The following is a 15,772-nucleotide window of genomic DNA, read 5'->3' as shown; positions in this document are numbered from 1 at the left end:
ATTCGAAGGGGAGATAAGACGGATGGCTAACATGTTTACAAATACGGCCAGAATGTTCAAGTTCGACGTTCTGGTCGCCTATGCGAAGCAGGCATTTGAAGAGGGAAAGATTGATGAGGCGAAGATCAATGCGTATGCGCATGATCTGGTATCGCTGGATTCGCCGCGTGTACGGTGCTGCGTATACAAGGAGAGGGAAATTCTTCGTCAGCGCGTAAGACTGGCGGGCGGAAAGATGGCAAGCGATACGGCTCCGTACAATCCGCGTCAGATCGTTCAGGTCATTGATGCGGCATGCGACGGCTGCACGATCTACAAAATCCGGGTGACGGATAACTGCCGCAACTGTATGGCGAAGAGCTGCGTGGCGGCGTGCCATTTTGATGCGATGCATATCGGTCTGCAGCGCAGTGAGATCGACTATTCCAAGTGCAAGGAGTGCGGTGCCTGCGTCAAGGCCTGCCCGTACAATGCCATTGTCATGACGGAGCGGCCGTGCTATGCGCACTGCCCGGTGAATGCGATTTCGTGGGATTCGCATCACCTTGCTCAGATCGATGAGAAAAAGTGCATCAACTGCGGCGCCTGTGAGGCAGCGTGCCCGTTTGGCGCAATTGAGGATATTTCGTGGGTTGTGCCGGTGGCCCAGCTGCTGCATATGCATACGCCGTGCTACGCGATCGTGGCGCCCTCGATTCAGGGACAGTTTGACAATGCGTCGCTGCCGCAGATCATTCACTCCATCGAGATGCTCGGCTTTGAGAAGTGCTATGAGGTTGCGGCAGGTGCGGATGCGGTAGCGGACCATGAGTATGAGGAATTGAAGGAGCACCATGATGCGGGTACGCCGATTACGACGTCGTGCTGCCCGGGCTTCGTCAATATGGTCAAGATGCATTTCCCGGAGGTATATCAGAAGAATACGTCGACGACGATGTCGCCGATGGCGGCTCTGGCATACAAGCTGAAGAAGGATCATCCGGATCACGGCATCGTCTTCATTGGACCGTGCCTGGCCAAGAAACAGGAAGGCATGGAAGAGGTGACGCCGGTCGACTATGTTCTGACCTTTGAGGAGCTGGCGGCGATGCTGGTGGCAAAGCACATTCATCCGTCCGATGTTCACGGGGACTTTGAAGATATTCCTTCCAACTACGGACGCAACTTCTCGCATTCCGGCGGCGTTGCGGCAGCGGTCCTGCAGGCGGCCAAGGAACATGGTGATACGACGCCTTACAAGGTTGTGGCAGCCAATGGCGGCAAGGTATGCAAGACGCAGCTGACGCTGATGAAGTTCGGCAAGTTCCAGGGCGACATCCTGGAAGGCATGTGCTGCGAAGGCGGCTGCGTTGGCGGACCGGCATGCATCGTGGATGCGGCAGTGGCACAGGGTCGTATGGCAAAGGAAAATCTTGCGAACAAGGATACGACCATCGAAGAATCTCTGGATCACTATTCGTTCCATTCCTATGACATTACGGTTTCCAAGACAGGGAACAATCCTAAGGAGTAAGCCATGATCAATGTAGAAATCTGTATCGGCAGTGCCTGCTATGTGAAGGGCAGCAGCCGGATCGTTGAAATCATGAAGGAGATGGTTGCGGACCATCATTGGGAAGACAGGGTTTCCCTGAAAGGTGCCTTCTGCATGAAGGCATGTCAGGCCGGCATGGGGCTGGGCGTACGGATCAATGGCGAACTGCTCGATGGCGTGACGCTGGAAAATGCGCGTTCACTTGTAGAAGCTAAAGTTCAGGAACTGATGGTATGACGTACTCTCATTGGATCCGGCTCCAGGAGGCATCGTGCCATAACTGCATGCGCTGTGTCAGGGCCTGTCCGACCAATGCGATGACGTATGTGCACCATCAGCCGGAAATTCTGGAAGAGGAGTGCATTCTGTGCGGACGGTGCTATGCCGTATGTCCCCATGATGCCAAGGCTGTTATTTCCCAGCTTGATCAGGTGAAGCGCTGGCTCGATGAGAAACAGGAAGTGATCCTGTCGCTGGCACCGAGCTTTGCGGCGATCTGGCCGAACCTTGATGCGCTTGAAGATCTGCTGCGCGGACGCGGTTTTTCCTATGTCGAGGAAACAGCGGTCGGGGCGGCAATGGTTTCTCAGGCCTTTGCGCAGCTCGCCGAGCAGGGAACAATGGAAAATATCATTACAACCTGCTGCCCGGCGATCAATACACTGATTGAGAAAGAGTACGGGGAGCTGACGAAATATATGGCGCCTGTCGCTTCGCCTTTGATCGTGCACGGACGTGCCCTCAAGAAGGCGCATCCACAGGCGAAGGTGGTGTTTTTGAGCCCCTGCATCGCCAAGTACAAGGAGATTCAGGATGCGCGCTTTGCGGGTGCGGTTGATGCGTGTATCGGAATGGAGGAACTGATTGACTGGATTGCGTCTTCCCATCTGCCGCAGGAAGAGGAGACGTGGCATTCATTTACCAATGCGATTGCGCGTCTGTATCCGACGCCGGGCGGCATTCTTTCCACACTGCCGCAGAATACGAAGTACAACTACGTCAACGTGGACGGTACGGAAAATGTGAAGAAGCTGCTGGATGCGATGAAGGAAGGCAGTCTGAAGGGGTACTTCGTGGAAGTGAATGCGTGTGCCGGTTCGTGCTTCGGCGGTCCGCTTCTGCAGCATCTGAAACATAATGAATGGCTGGGCCAGGCAAGGATCCGCAAGAATGTCGATATTGCCAGGAAGATTCAGCCTGCCAGGGCGGATGTGGATGTTTCGGCTGAATGGAAGCCGGAATATGTGTGGCATCCTTCGTTCAGTGAGGACGAGATTCAGGCGGAGCTCATTGCGGAAGGAAAAACGTCGCCGGACCGGATTCATGATTGCGGCGCATGCGGCTATGCGACCTGCCGGCTGAAGGCGATTGCGGTGCTCGAAGGACGGGCGGACCCGGCAATCTGTCTGCCGATGGCGCTGGAGCAGGCCCGTTCCCTTTCCAGTGTGATCATTGACAATACGCCCAACGGCATCATCGTTCTCGACAAGGACGGGATGGTGCAGGAGATGAATCCTTCGGGACGTGAGATGTTAAATCTCGGCATGGTGAATCCGACCGGGATGCCGGTGGCGGCCATTCTGCCGGATGATGCGCTGCTGAGGCTCGTTTCAATGACCAAGCCCGGCCAGACGGAAAACATGCGGGTCGAATATCCGCAGTACAGGAAGGTCATCGATCATGCGATCGTGAAGCTGGAGGATCCGTCCTATACGGTCATTATTCTCATGGACCGTACCGGTGAAGAAAATCAGGCGCGTCAGCTGCAGGCAATGCGGGAGAGGACGCTGAAGATTACGGATTCGGTCATTGAGGAACAGATGCGTACGGTACAGGAGATCGCTTCGCTGCTGGGAGAGACGACGGCACATTCCAAGGTCGCTCTGACACAGCTCAAGGAAGCGATTGACAAGAAGGGCTCATGAACGGGAATCAGCTGTTTGTGGATACCTACTGGCGCTCACTGAACAAGACGGGTGAGGAACTGTGCGGAGACCGTGTACAGGTGCGCCGCGGTGATGACTGCGTTGTGCTGGTGCTGGCGGACGGTCTTGGTTCAGGCGTCAAGGCCAACATTCTTTCGACGCTGACGTCGACCATCATTGCAGAGATGATCGTTCAGGGGATGTCACTGACGGAGTCGGTGGATACGATCATCAAGACGCTGCCCGTGTGCAGGGAGCGGGGCATTGCCTACAGTACGTTTACGATTCTGCAGATCTACTATGATGGGCGTGCCTTCATTGCGGAGTTCGACAATCCGGCGGTTATATGTATGCATGATGGGCGGGTGTTTCATCCCGATCGTCTGGAGCGTGACATTCAGGGGCGGCGGGTATTTCTTTCGGCGCTGGATGCGGTGGAAGGGGACCGGTTCGTTGCCTTTTCGGATGGCGTTCTGCATGCGGGCGTCGGCATGATGCTCAACTTCGGCTGGGATCAGAAGGATGTGGAAAAGTTCCTTGAGGAACATGTGCGCCCGACTGATCCGCCGGCCGAGATCAGCCGCATTCTGCTGGCAAATGTCAACTATCTCTATGAAGGGAAGCCGCAGGATGACAGTACGGTTGCCTGCATCAATGTGGAGGCGGCGCTCGAGACACGGGTCATGGTCGGTCCGCCCTTAAACAGGGAAGAAGATGTGCTGGTGGTCAATCGTCTCATGGCGGCGACGGGAAAGAAGATCTGCTGCGGAGGGACGACTTCCGAGATCGTGGCGCGTCAGCTTCATACGGAAGTGAAAACGGATCCGGTGGATCTGATGAATCTGGATGCCCATGTGCCCCCGAAAGGCTACATTGAGGGTGTGGATCTGGTGACGGAAGGTGTGCTGACGCTGCAGAAGGCGGCGCGCTATATTGCGCGGGCGGCCGGTGATGCGTCGTATATGGAGTTCTTCCTTCTGACGAAGGAGACGGACGGGGCGGCGCTGCTGGCAAAGACGCTTCTGACGTCGCGCTGGATCCGGTTCCTGGTCGGTACGAGCGATAATCCGGCACATAATGCGATCAACTATTCGCCGATCTCGCTGAATGCGAAGATTTCGCTGATTCGTGAGATGTGCGAGGATCTGAAGAAGACGGGGCGCATCGTTCACATCGAAATGTATTAATATTGAAGAATGAGACGGACTGTCTGTTACAGAGAAATGAGCTGGGTACGCAAGCCGGCCTATTATCTGCCTGAAAAAGATGGTTTGATCATGGAAAGTGAGCCGCATACGGTTTTTGACGGGCTCGGCGGATCTGCCAATGGTGCGCTGGGGCTGCTGGGACCGCAGATGCGGCTTTTTACGTTTTCCGTCAATCTGCAGTATCAGTTTCGCGGGATTGGGAATGAGTGCGGAATCCTGATCCGGCAGTCGGATGAGTTCTGGTTCAAGGCGGGCATTGAGAAGACCGAAGGTGCGGCGGATCTGACGTGTCAGATCCATGCGCTTGGCAACGATGACCGTTCGAGCCGCGAGATTGCCGGGGAAGTGAGCAGCGTCTGGATGCGGGTGTTATACGGGGATCGGAATCTTCGTGTACAATATAGCTTCAACGGAGATGTGTGGCGCGATCTGCGCAGGGTGCACACGGCCTTTGATCTCGCTGGTGCGAGGGCCGGTATCTACATGTGTTCGCCCGGTGATACGTGGTTCGAGTGCCGCTTCTTCGCAATGAAGATGGTAGAACTGTAAGGAAGGAGATATTCCAATGACGGTTGCGGAACGTTTGATCAGATATTGCAAGGTGTGGACGACTTCGGATCCGGAGTCTCATACACATCCGAGTTCGATGCGGGAATTTGATCTGGCAAAGATACTTGTTGAGGAGCTGAAGGCGCTTGGCATCGCGGATGCGCACGTGGATGAGCACTGCTATGTGTACGGGCATCTGGATAGCAATGTTGTGAAGGATGTTCCGACGGTGGGCTTCATTGCCCATATGGATACGGCGCCGGATTATTCGGGCAAAGATGTGAAGCCACGGATCATTGAGAACTTTGACGGTAAGGATATTGACCTTGGCAATGGCGTCGTGATGAAGATGGATTCGTTTCCTTATATGCGGGATCTGAAGGGGAAGACGCTGATTGTGACGGATGGTACGACCCTGCTGGGTGCGGATGATAAGGCCGGTATTGCGGCGATCATGGATGCGCTGGAGTACTGGAAGGATCATCCGGAGGCGGAGCACGGGCGGATTGCGGTTGCCTTTACGCCGGATGAGGAAATCGGCGAGGGTGCGGATCTGTTTGATCTGAAGGAGTTCGGTGCTGCCTTTGCCTATACGGTGGATGGTGATTCGGTGCGCGGTTTCTCGGATGAAAACTTCAATGCGGGCAGTGCGGATGTGAAGTTCACGGGCTTTGCGATTCATCCGGGCGATGCGAAGAACAAGCTGATCAATGCGGCAGCGGCGGCGGCAAAGTTCCAGAGCCTTCTGCCGGAGGCACTTACGCCAGAGCATACAGAAGGCAAAGAGGGCTTCATTTCGCTGCGCTCGATGAGCGGTGATGTGGAGCATGCGCAGCTGAGCTACATTCTGCGTGATCACGATGCCGGTAAGCTGCAGAAAATGATGGATCTGATGGCGAAGGATGCGGAGTGGATCAATGCCTTCTATGGTGAAGGTACCTGTGAAATTACCTTTGCGAAGCAGTACAGAAACATGAAGGAGATTCTTGATCAGCATCCCCAGGTTTCCAGGATTGCCTGGGAGGCGATGAACGATCTTGGCCTGGATCCGTACAAGGAGCCGATCCGCGGCGGTACGGACGGTGCGACGCTGAGTTATCAGGGTCTTCCGTGTCCGAACCTGGGCGCGGGCGGAAACAATTTCCACGGGCGCTATGAATACTGTGTCGTGGAGGAGCTGGAAACGGCTTCGAAGCTGGTCCGGAGGATTGCGCAGCGGACTGTGGAGGATTCGTTATGATCGTGACATGTACGATGAATCCGTCGCTGGATTATTTTCTTGAGTTTGACAAGCGGGTAAAGAACGGGGCGATGAACCGTGCTGCGATGCAGTACTTTCGTCCGGCCGGCAAGGGCATCAATGTGTCGGTTGTTCTGAACAATCTGCAGATTCCTTCGCGGGCTACGGGATTCCTTGGCGGCTTTGTGCGTGATTTCTATGTGCAGCTGCTGCAGCAGTATCCCTACATTGAGCCGAGCTTTACCTACATTCCGCAGCAGACGCGGATCAATGTGAAGGTTGCGGACAATAAGGAAGAGACGGAGCTGAATGTCGATGGTCCGGCGATCACGGATTCTGACATGAAGAAACTGAAGGAAAAGGTGGAACGTCTCAACGATGGCGACTACTTTGTGCTTGCTGGACATTGTCAGGAATATTTGTTTGATACGGTTGATCAGATGCTTGCGGCAGGGGAAGAATGCGGGGCGAAGATCTGTCTCGATACCAATATTGAAATCATTGAAAAGACACTGGCACGCCGGCCGTTTATGGTGAAGCGGCGGGTGCGTGATCTTGGCCAGCGTAATGGTGATGATGCGGCCATTGAACAGGCGGCACAGGCTCTGCATGAAGCGGGTGCCCAGCATGTACTGGTGCTTGGCGATGACAGTCGGCGGGCATGGATGGTGTGTGATCAGGGCACGTATGTGTGCGATGTCCTGGATGATGGTGAGAAGGCTGTGATTACGGTTGGCGCTGGGGACGCGATGCAGGCAGGCTTCCTGATGGACTGGCTGCGTTCGATGGATGCGCTGGACAGCTTCCGCTATGGCTGCGCAGCGGCGCGTGCGGCGGCACTTTCACATGACTTCGGAGGGAGAGAAGAAGTGGAAAGCGGCTATCAGTCACGGAAGGTGGTTCAGAAATGAGAAAAGTGAAACTGATCCTGGCGGGCGTGATGTCGCTGACGCTGGCGGCATGCAAGCCGAATCTGAACATTGATGCGTCGGCGACGGCTGAGGCGAGCAGTGCGCCGGAATATACGATTACCAATTCCGTTGATCTTGTGACGAGTGAAGCGGATATGACCGGGTACCAGTGGCTGTATGATACGGATCCGCCCTTTGTGGAGACGACATTCCAGGAGTCGATCCGGATGTTTACGGAAAAGGGCAGCGGCATTCTGTACTATGGCCGCACCAACTGTCCCTGGTGCCAGCGTGCTGTGCCGGTGCTGGATGAAGTTGCGCAGGAAACCGGTGTAACAATCTATTACATCGATGCGTCACAGCCTTTGGCAACAGCGGCAGACGGCTCGGTCGATGCGACAAAGAGTCAGGAAGTGTATCAGGAGCTGCTGGGCTACATTTCGCCGATTCTGGAAAAGGACGAGGACGGCAAGCCGGCGTTCCAGATTCCGGAAGTCATTGGCGTAAAGAACGGTGAAATTGTCGGCCATCATCTGTCACTCGTTGACAGCTTTTCGCTGGACAGCGAAGATGCGCAGATGAACGATGAGCAGGTCGCGGAACTGAAGGATATTTATCGTCGGATCATTGCGGCGACGGCAGACTGAGGCGGGTGAGCAATCACCCGTCTTTTATTAAAATTCGGTGAAGAATCGGTGGCGGGTATTGTGAAGAAATCATACAAATGCTAGGCTGAGTTCAGCAGGAGTTCCCACAATCATGAAAAAGTCGGATCCGTTGTTCTATTGTTTTCTTTTAAGCCTTGCGTCGCTGGTGCTGGTATTGATCGGTGAGCGGCAGATGTATGTCTTTGCGCAGAAGCGCAATATTCTGGTTGAGACGGTTGCGGGCGGGTCACTGTATGTGTCGCTGAACTGGCTGCTGGTGCTGCTGATGGGGCTTCTGACGGCGTTTCTCGGGATGTTATGGTGGCGCAGCCGCTCCAGGGAAAAGGAAGCTGCGGCCAGGGAGAATCGCTATTCGAGCAGCCATGGCAGCCGGATGTACCGCTGAGAGGTATGGTGATGGAACAGTATTTCGATGAGAAGAAGGCATTTACCATTGTCGGCTACGGAATGGATGTTCCCTATGAGCGCTGCTATGAAGAGATTCCTGTCTTCTGGGATACGTTCAACAAGCGCCGCAATCCGCTGGCGTTAAAGGGAATGTTCGGACTTTGTCAGATGGGCGAAACGGGTATGCATTATGTGATTGGAGACGTGTATCTGCCCTGGATGAAGCTGGAAGCTGATATGGAGGCGGTAGAGATTCCGGGCGGCAGGTGGGCTGTGTTTCCTGCGCACGGGGCATTGCCGGATGCGCTGCAGAAGGTGAATACGAAAGTGTGGCAGGAGTGGGTTCCTGCGCATAACGGGGATCATCCGATTATTCCGGGATATTCGCTGGAGATGTATACGGAGCCGGTGGAAGATATGTCAAAGTATTACAGTGAAATCTGGGTTCCGCTGGCGGAAAAGCCTGAAAAATAGCAGTTTACAGGCATCTTTGAATTTGTTAAGATAGTTCGGCGAGTGGAAATCCCGCTGGAGGATTTTCTCTCCTTGGCAGAAATGCCCGCTTTAGACCAGAAGGAGGTGTACAAAATGAGCAAGTACGAAGTAATGTACATCGTCAATGCGAATGTCGATGAGGACAAGCGCAAGCAGCTGATTGCGGATATGGCTAACATTATCACCAGCAACGGCGGCAAGGTCACCGGCACCAATGAATGGGGTATGCGTGATTTTGCGTATGAAATTGACGATATGACCAAGGGCTACTACGTTGTAGTTGACTTTGAGTCGAACGCAGATACGGAAAAGGAACTTGACCGTCTGATGCGCATCAATGGCAGCATTGTTCGCCATATGATCGTGAATACGGATGATGCTCCGGTTCCGGAGGCTAAGTAAGTATGGCAGGCAGCCTGAACAGTGTTGTTCTGGTTGGGCGCCTGACGCGCGACGTTGAGGTTCGCAAGACAGCAAGCGGAATCTCGATGGCTCGTTTTACCGTTGCCGTTGATCGCCGTGTTTCCAGCAGCCGCGATAACGGAAACGGGGGCAATGGTCAGCAGCCGACCGCTGACTTCATCAGCTGCATTGCCTGGAGGCAGCGTGCCGATTTCCTTGGCTCCTATGGGAGAAAGGGTACATTGATCGGTGTCGAGGGCTCCATTCAGACGGGCAGCTATACGAATCAGAGCGGGCAGAAAGTCTACACTACGGATGTTGTGGCAGACAATGTGCAGCTTCTGGAGAGCCGCAGCGCGTCGCAGAATCGTTCTGCGGATCAGAGCTATGGCAATACCGGCAGCTATTCGTCGCCGGCTCCAAGCTATGAGAGCGTGGCTTCGTCTTCGGCTAATTCGCCGTCGAACTCTGAGGATTTTGATACGGGTCCTGATCTGGACATTTCCAGTGATGACCTGCCCTTCTAATTGAAAGGAGATAATGAAATGCCATTCAAGAAGCAGAGAATGGGTGGACGCAAGGTCTGCTATTTCACGAAGAATAACATCAAGTACATCGATTACAAGGATGTTGAGCTGCTGAAGAAGTTCATTTCCGCCAACGGCAAGATTCTTCCGCGCCGTGTTACGGGTACGAGCTCCAAGTATCAGCGCAAGCTGGCGGTCGCAATCAAGCGTGCCCGTCAGATGGCTCTTCTGCCTTACGTCGCTGACTAAGGAATCAGATCAAAAGAAAAGCTGCCGCGAGGGAGACTGCTGAAAAAGTACGGTTATCGAATAACCGATTTTGCTTTAACATTTAACCTCTGAATGACCCGAGTGTGGATTTATGATTCACAATGATAAGCGCGTAATCTGCAGAAATGCGTCGATTATGCGCTTTTTCTTCATGTTTTGATTGAAACGCATGCATGCATGGCGTATAATATAACTATACTCCGGAGGTGTCTTTATGCTAAGAATGATTGATATGCCCCAGTTGGATCTTGGCTCTTATAACGGGCTCTACGATATTCTGATCCCTAGAGATAACTTCTGGCGTCAGATGAACGAAACGATTGACTTCTCTTTTGTTGCAAAAGAAGTTCAGAAGAACTACAGCGACTGTATGGGCAGAACTGCAGCTGATCCGGTACTGCTGTTCAAATATCTGCTTCTTAAGACCGCACGCAAGCTCAGTGATCGTGATCTGATTGAAAGAGTCCGGTATGATATGGAAATGAAATACTTTCTGGGCTATAGGCCTGAGGAAACTGAATTCATTGATCCGAGCCTGCTTACCAAATTCCGCAGAACCAGACTCAAGGATACCGACCTGCTGGATGTGCTGATTGGCAAGACTGTTGAAATCGGGAAGAAGAAAGGAGTCATTCATGATCATGAAAAGATCATCGTCGATTCCACTCATACCAATGCACTCTACCAGCATATTTCTCCGCGTGAGGAACTGATCAGGCGGGCAAAGGAACTGAGAAAGTCTGTATATGCAGCGGATGAAACCATGAAGGGCAGAATGCCGAAGAAGCGGGAAAGCAGCGGTCTTCTGGAGGATGAAATCGAATACTGCAAGGAATTGCTGGATCTGATCGCTTCAGATGAACGGCTTCAGAAGATACCGGATATCCAGGAACGTCTCAATTACCTGAAAGAAGGAGTGGAAGACACGAGTGAACAGTTTGAATTCTCCAGAGATCCGGATGCGAAAGTGGGGCACAAAACTGCAGACACTTCCTTCTTCGGGTATAAGACGCATATTGCCATGACCACGGACAGAGTCATTGTGAGTGCGGCAGTGACAACCGGAGAGAAACATGACGGCAAGCAGGCTGCAGATCTGATTGAGAAAGCAGAAGACGCAGGAGTAACCGTGGACGCTCTGATTGGTGATGGTGCATATTCCGAGAAAGACAATATTGAATACACCTCAGAAAAAGGAATCAAGCTGGCATCAAAGCTGAGTGAGAATGTTCTACATGGAAGCCGGGAGAAAGAGTTTGAGTTCAACAAGGATGCCGGGATGTATGTATGCCCGGCAGGACATATGGCAGTCAGAAAAAGCAAAGGCGGTCAGGAGAAAGCAGCGAATGGTTCTGATACAAAAGTAGTTACCTATTTCTTCGATGTAGAGAAATGCAGAAACTGTCCTTTGCGAAACGGCTGTTACAAGGAAGGCGCGAAGTCAAAAACCTACTCGGTAAAGATCAAATCAGATACGCATATTGCTCAGATGGATTACATGAAGTCAGATGAATTCAGAGAACTATATGCTGAGCGATACAAGATCGAGGCTAAAAATGCGGAACTGAAGCAGACCCTCGATTATGGAAATGCCCATGCGTGCGGAATGAACGGAATGACGATACAGGCAGCAGTATCGATTTTTCTTGTGAACCTGAAGAGGATAAAAACACTGGAAACAAGCGTTAAGGGGGCACCAGATAAGGAATAATCCTCTCTTTTTCTCACTTACTCTTCCGAAAGGCAGAAAAATCCTGGCCGGTTCTGATACTGGCCAGGATTTTCATCAGTGATTAAGTTTTCAACCCCTACTTTGTCAGCAACCTCGCCGCGAGGCAGTTTTTTCGTGGTTCAGTCGTCGATGATGAATTCGGTTTTGCAGGTCTTTCCGCCATAGCGCCTGGCGATGGCGCGGACCGCATCGGCTGTTTCAAGGTAGTCTTCGATGAAGGAACGGCGGGTATCAACTTCGTTGTCGACGCCGTCACCGTGTTCGCGCACGCTGCGTTCGGTGCAGTAGACAATCATGTTGCTGTCGAGTTCGTAGTGGCTGCCTTTGATGGTTGGGATGTTTCCGAGTTCTTCGTTGACGGAGTCTCTGCTGTTGTCATCGATGTTCAGATTTTTATAGACGTAGCTGATGCATACGCAAATGGATTGACCGGTCGTCTCGTCCTGTTCGATTTCAAAATGATAGGGAAAGGAGCAGGCTTCGGCGTCATTCTCGTATAGGATCTTCATTACAGCCTCCTGGCTGTCAACAGTTTAACATACCGGATGCTATAATAGTCCAAACCGGGAACGGAGGTTTTTTAGTGAACAAAAATGTGCGCAGACTGACAGACGGGGCGATGATGATTGCCATTACGGCGGTCTTCCTCCTGCTGGACCGTGCTCTGGCAAATACGCTGACATACTATCTGATGTTCATCATGCCGCTGCCGATGGTGTTCTATGGAGCCAAATACGGCTGGAAGGGAAGCTGGGCGGTGTATGCGGCACTGATCCTGGTGGCCTTTGTGGTGACGACGCCGCAGTACATCTTCTATGTGGCTGCGGAAGGATTTCTTGGTATGGCGTACGGGTGCGGCATTTACAATAAGCGTCCGCAGAACCAGCTGGTCATTGAGGCGATGGTCATCGGTGTCATCGTCAATCTGATCGATACGGTCATTATTTCGGCGATGCTCGGGTATGATCTGACGAAGCAGACGGCGGAAATGACGAACATGATGAACCAGGCATTTGAGCAGAGCGGATTAACGATGCCGTCGAATGTGGATCTTTCGAGCATGATCCGGGAGCTGATCATTGTGACGGCAATTCTTTCCGGCGTTCTGGAGGGCTATGTGACCCATGTTCTGAGCCGGCTGATGTTGAAGCGGCTGCGTTTCCCTGTGGAGGCGGCCCAGCCTCTGCTGCTGTACTATCCGCCAAAGTGGACAGGCTATGCGGCGCTGGCGGGTTTTGTAATCTATATCTGGACCAATACGCATACAATCGTAAATGCGACGCTGTTATCGGTGCTGCAGGCATACGGGCTGATCGGTTATTTCTATTTGATCTTCTTCGGTATGATTGCGGTGGCGGGGATGCTTGCTCTGCGGGGCAATGCGAAGCGTCGCGTACTTTACGGGATTCTGGCATTCATCGTGGCGCTCAGTCTGAGCTATGTGGCGATGGTGCTCGGGTTCCTCTACATTAGTGCAAGCCTGCACGATCAGATTCTTGCCAACGGAGGCAATTCGCATGCAGAAAAAAATCAGTGACATGAAACGGATGGTCATCATTCTTCTGGTGGTGGAGGCGGCGCTTCTGTTTCTGTTCCGCGTGGGACTGGACAAGGGCATCTTCTCGGCTACGATCATTCTGATCATTGAGGCGGTGTTCCTGTTCTGGGCAATGGACCGCTTCGATACGATGAATGATGAGGCGCAGCGTGGCATCAGTGAAGTGGTCGGCTCGGCGGCTTCGGATGCGTTCCTGTTTGCGGAAACAGGCATGGTCATGTATGACGAGGCCCATGTCATCACCTGGATGAGTGAACTGTTTGAGAAGCGGGGCATCAACCGGATCGGTACGCGTGTCCTTTCGTGGCTGCCGGAAGCGGAGCCGCTGATCAACGGGACGGTGGATCAGGTCAGTGTGCAGCTGGATGATCGGCTGTATGAGATTACGCGCAAGGAAGATGAGCCGGTTCTTTTCTTCAAAGATGTGACGGAGCTGAGCCGGACGCAGACGGAACTGGAAGAAGGCCGTACAGTCATCGGCATGGCGTCGCTGGACAACTTTGATGAGGCGACGCAGTTTGAGGAGGACAATACGGTGGCGGCGATTTCGCTGGCGGTCCGTTCTCCGTTTACGCAGTACTGCAAGGATCATGGAATTCTGGTGAAGCGGGTTTCGAATGATTCCTATTTTCTTCTGTTGGATGAGAAGATCTTTTCGGATCTTGCGGCGGATCATTTCTCGATTCTCAATACGGTGCGCAAGGCGGCGCAGAAACAGGATGCGGCGATTACGCTTTCGATGGCGTTTGCGCGCGGAACCATGACCTTTGAGCAGATGGATGATACGGTCAACAAGCTGATGGATCTGGCCCAGGCACGCGGCGGCGATCAGGTGGTCGTTCAGAAGGCCGGGGAAGATGTTGTCTACTTCGGCGGCAGTACAGAGGCGACCGAGAAGCGCAGCCGTGTCCGTGTGCGGGTCATGGCGCATACGCTGAGGGAGCTGATTTCGCGTTCGAGCAACGTTGTGATCTGCGGTCATCGCAATATGGACTTTGACTGTATGGGTTCGGCTCTTGGTGTGGCACGCGTTGCGGCGGCACTTCATAAGCCGGTGGTATTGATTGCCAAGACCGGCGGCATTGAGGAGAAACTCAACAGTGTTGTGCAGGCGCATCTTGCCCAGCTGGATCAGGAAGTGCACTTTGTGACAGAGAATGAGGCGATCAATCAGCTGGGTGACAAGACGCTGACGGTGATGGTGGATCATCACAATAGCAAGCAGTCGAACGGTTCGAAACTTCTGGAAGAGGCGAAGCAGGTGGTTGTGATTGATCATCACCGCCGTTCGACGGAGATGGGTGTGAAGCCAGTGCTGGTCTATATTGAGGCGGGTGCTTCGTCGGCCAGTGAGCTGATTGTGGAGCTGCTGCCGTACATTTCGAATCAGATTGAGTTGAGTGAGCTGGATGCCAACGTGATGCTGGCGGGTATGACGATTGATACGGGACGGTTCCATAACCGTACCGGTGCTCGTACCTATGAGGCGGCGGCCCAGCTGCGTCAGGCAGGTGCGGATCCGCAGCTGGTGGATGACTGGCTGAAGGATTCGTATGAGGAGTTCTCGATCAAGGCACGGGCAATTTCGATGAGTCAACGCTATGCGAATAACATTGTGCTGTGTCCGGTGAAGGATATGGTGTTGAGCAGGTCGATGATGTCGCAGGTGGCGGATTCAATCATGGAGATTCAGAATGTGGATGCGGCCTTTGTGCTGGCAAATGACAATGACAATGAGACGGCGGTCAGTGCACGTTCCAACGGTAAGGTGAATGTGCAGGTGATCATGGAAAAGATGCACGGCGGCGGTCATATGACGATGGCGGCTCTGCAGCGGGACAAGTGTTCGATTGATGATCTGCAGGCGGAGCTGTTGAAGACGATTGATACATATTTTAAGGAGGATCAGAGCGATGAAGGTGATTCTGAAGACGGACGTAAAGAAAGTCGGTAAGAGAGGTGAAGTGGTGGAGGTTGCGGACGGCTTTGGCCGCAACTTTCTGATTGCCCGCGGGCTGGCAGTGCCGGCAACGGAGCATTCGATGGAGATTCTGGCGAAGCAGAAGGAAGAGGAGGCGGCGGAAGATGCCGCTGAGAAGCAGAAGGCCCAGGAGCTTGCCAAGCGTCTGGAGACGATTACGCTGGAGTTCAAGGTGAATTCGAAGAACGGCCGCGTGTTCGGTTCGGTTTCGACGAAGGCGATCGTTGAACAGCTGCGTGATAAGTACGATATTCATCTGGATAAGCGGAAGTTTATCGATAACTATTCGATCAGCGGCCTGGGGACATCCAGGGTACGCGTGGAGCTGTATAAGGGTGTGATCGGTACGGTCAACGTTCATATTGTCGGATCTGAGGGCTGAGGC

General features: G+C 53.2%; 18 protein-coding genes. 17 read left to right on the top strand and 1 reads right to left on the bottom strand.

The window, feature by feature from the left end:
• The first annotated feature begins 22 nt into the window (after positions 1-22).
• The 14 genes from C1714_RS01905 (at position 23) to C1714_RS01840 (ending at position 11,827) form a co-directional block, all read left to right on the top strand.
• Complete coding sequence (locus tag C1714_RS01905; RefSeq protein ID WP_102341602.1) at positions 23-1,513, top strand: monomeric [FeFe] hydrogenase; 1,491 nt, start codon at positions 23-25, stop codon at positions 1,511-1,513.
• A 3-nt stretch (positions 1,514-1,516) separates the two neighbouring features.
• On the top strand, positions 1,517-1,771 hold the full coding sequence (locus tag C1714_RS01900; RefSeq protein ID WP_102341601.1) for a (2Fe-2S) ferredoxin domain-containing protein: 255 nt from the start codon (positions 1,517-1,519) through the stop codon (positions 1,769-1,771).
• Positions 1,768-3,459, top strand: a complete 1,692-nt coding sequence (locus C1714_RS01895) for a [Fe-Fe] hydrogenase large subunit C-terminal domain-containing protein (RefSeq protein ID WP_102341600.1) — start codon at positions 1,768-1,770, stop codon at positions 3,457-3,459. Before C1714_RS01900 ends, C1714_RS01895 begins: the two co-directional genes overlap by 4 nt.
• The gene (locus tag C1714_RS01890; protein ID WP_102341599.1) at positions 3,456-4,646 is read left to right on the top strand and encodes a SpoIIE family protein phosphatase; all 1,191 of its coding nucleotides are present in this window, start codon (positions 3,456-3,458) and stop codon (positions 4,644-4,646) included. Before C1714_RS01895 ends, C1714_RS01890 begins: the two co-directional genes overlap by 4 nt.
• A gap of 9 nt (positions 4,647-4,655) precedes the next feature.
• On the top strand, positions 4,656-5,216 hold the full coding sequence (locus C1714_RS01885; protein WP_102341598.1) for a DUF1349 domain-containing protein: 561 nt from the start codon (positions 4,656-4,658) through the stop codon (positions 5,214-5,216).
• Positions 5,217-5,232: 16 nt separating this feature from the next.
• On the top strand, positions 5,233-6,456 hold the full coding sequence (gene pepT, locus C1714_RS01880; RefSeq protein WP_102341597.1) for a peptidase T: 1,224 nt from the start codon (positions 5,233-5,235) through the stop codon (positions 6,454-6,456).
• A complete protein-coding gene (locus tag C1714_RS01875; protein WP_102341596.1) occupies positions 6,453-7,367 on the top strand; it encodes a 1-phosphofructokinase family hexose kinase in 915 nt (304 codons plus the stop codon). Before pepT ends, C1714_RS01875 begins: the two co-directional genes overlap by 4 nt.
• Positions 7,364-8,014 carry a TlpA family protein disulfide reductase gene (locus tag C1714_RS01870; RefSeq protein ID WP_102341595.1) on the top strand — a complete coding sequence of 217 codons (651 nt, stop codon included), beginning with the start codon at positions 7,364-7,366 and terminating at the stop codon, positions 8,012-8,014. Before C1714_RS01875 ends, C1714_RS01870 begins: the two co-directional genes overlap by 4 nt.
• Positions 8,015-8,126: 112 nt before the next feature.
• The gene (locus C1714_RS01865; RefSeq protein ID WP_102341594.1) at positions 8,127-8,420 is read left to right on the top strand and encodes a hypothetical protein; all 294 of its coding nucleotides are present in this window, start codon (positions 8,127-8,129) and stop codon (positions 8,418-8,420) included.
• 11 nt (positions 8,421-8,431) lie between these two features.
• Complete coding sequence (locus C1714_RS01860; RefSeq protein ID WP_167849891.1) at positions 8,432-8,896, top strand: GyrI-like domain-containing protein; 465 nt, start codon at positions 8,432-8,434, stop codon at positions 8,894-8,896.
• A gap of 114 nt (positions 8,897-9,010) precedes the next feature.
• On the top strand, positions 9,011-9,319 hold the full coding sequence (rpsF, locus tag C1714_RS01855) for a 30S ribosomal protein S6 (RefSeq protein ID WP_102341592.1): 309 nt from the start codon (positions 9,011-9,013) through the stop codon (positions 9,317-9,319).
• Positions 9,320-9,321: 2 nt separating this feature from the next.
• The gene (gene ssb / locus C1714_RS01850; RefSeq protein WP_102341591.1) at positions 9,322-9,846 is read left to right on the top strand and encodes a single-stranded DNA-binding protein; all 525 of its coding nucleotides are present in this window, start codon (positions 9,322-9,324) and stop codon (positions 9,844-9,846) included.
• A gap of 18 nt (positions 9,847-9,864) precedes the next feature.
• A complete protein-coding gene (rpsR, locus tag C1714_RS01845) occupies positions 9,865-10,095 on the top strand; it encodes a 30S ribosomal protein S18 (RefSeq protein ID WP_102341590.1) in 231 nt (76 codons plus the stop codon).
• 244 nt (positions 10,096-10,339) lie between these two features.
• Entirely contained in the window at positions 10,340-11,827 is a 1,488-nt protein-coding gene (locus C1714_RS01840; protein WP_102341589.1) for an IS1182 family transposase, read from the top strand.
• 140 nt (positions 11,828-11,967) lie between these two features.
• Here the strand turns inward: C1714_RS01840 and C1714_RS01835 are convergent, their stop codons facing one another.
• Entirely contained in the window at positions 11,968-12,357 is a 390-nt protein-coding gene (locus C1714_RS01835) for a hypothetical protein (protein WP_102341588.1), read from the bottom strand.
• A gap of 74 nt (positions 12,358-12,431) precedes the next feature.
• Between C1714_RS01835 and C1714_RS01830 the strand changes: the two genes are divergently transcribed.
• From C1714_RS01830 to rplI, 3 genes are read left to right on the top strand one after another with little or no spacing between them, the layout of a single operon-like run.
• The gene (locus tag C1714_RS01830; RefSeq protein ID WP_102341587.1) at positions 12,432-13,385 is read left to right on the top strand and encodes a DUF2232 domain-containing protein; all 954 of its coding nucleotides are present in this window, start codon (positions 12,432-12,434) and stop codon (positions 13,383-13,385) included.
• Entirely contained in the window at positions 13,366-15,360 is a 1,995-nt protein-coding gene (locus C1714_RS01825; protein ID WP_102341586.1) for a GGDEF domain-containing protein, read from the top strand. The genes C1714_RS01830 and C1714_RS01825 overlap by 20 nt, the downstream gene beginning before the upstream one ends.
• Positions 15,320-15,769, top strand: a complete 450-nt coding sequence (rplI, locus tag C1714_RS01820) for a 50S ribosomal protein L9 (protein WP_102341585.1) — start codon at positions 15,320-15,322, stop codon at positions 15,767-15,769. Before C1714_RS01825 ends, rplI begins: the two co-directional genes overlap by 41 nt.
• Positions 15,770-15,772 lie beyond the last annotated feature (3 nt).

Origin of the sequence: Galactobacillus timonensis, from assembly GCF_900240265.1 — a bacterium.
Lineage (GTDB): Bacteria > Bacillota_I > Bacilli_A > Erysipelotrichales > Erysipelotrichaceae > Bulleidia > Bulleidia timonensis.
Note: the sequence above shows the minus strand (reverse complement) of the source record. Positions and strands in the feature narration are given on the sequence as shown.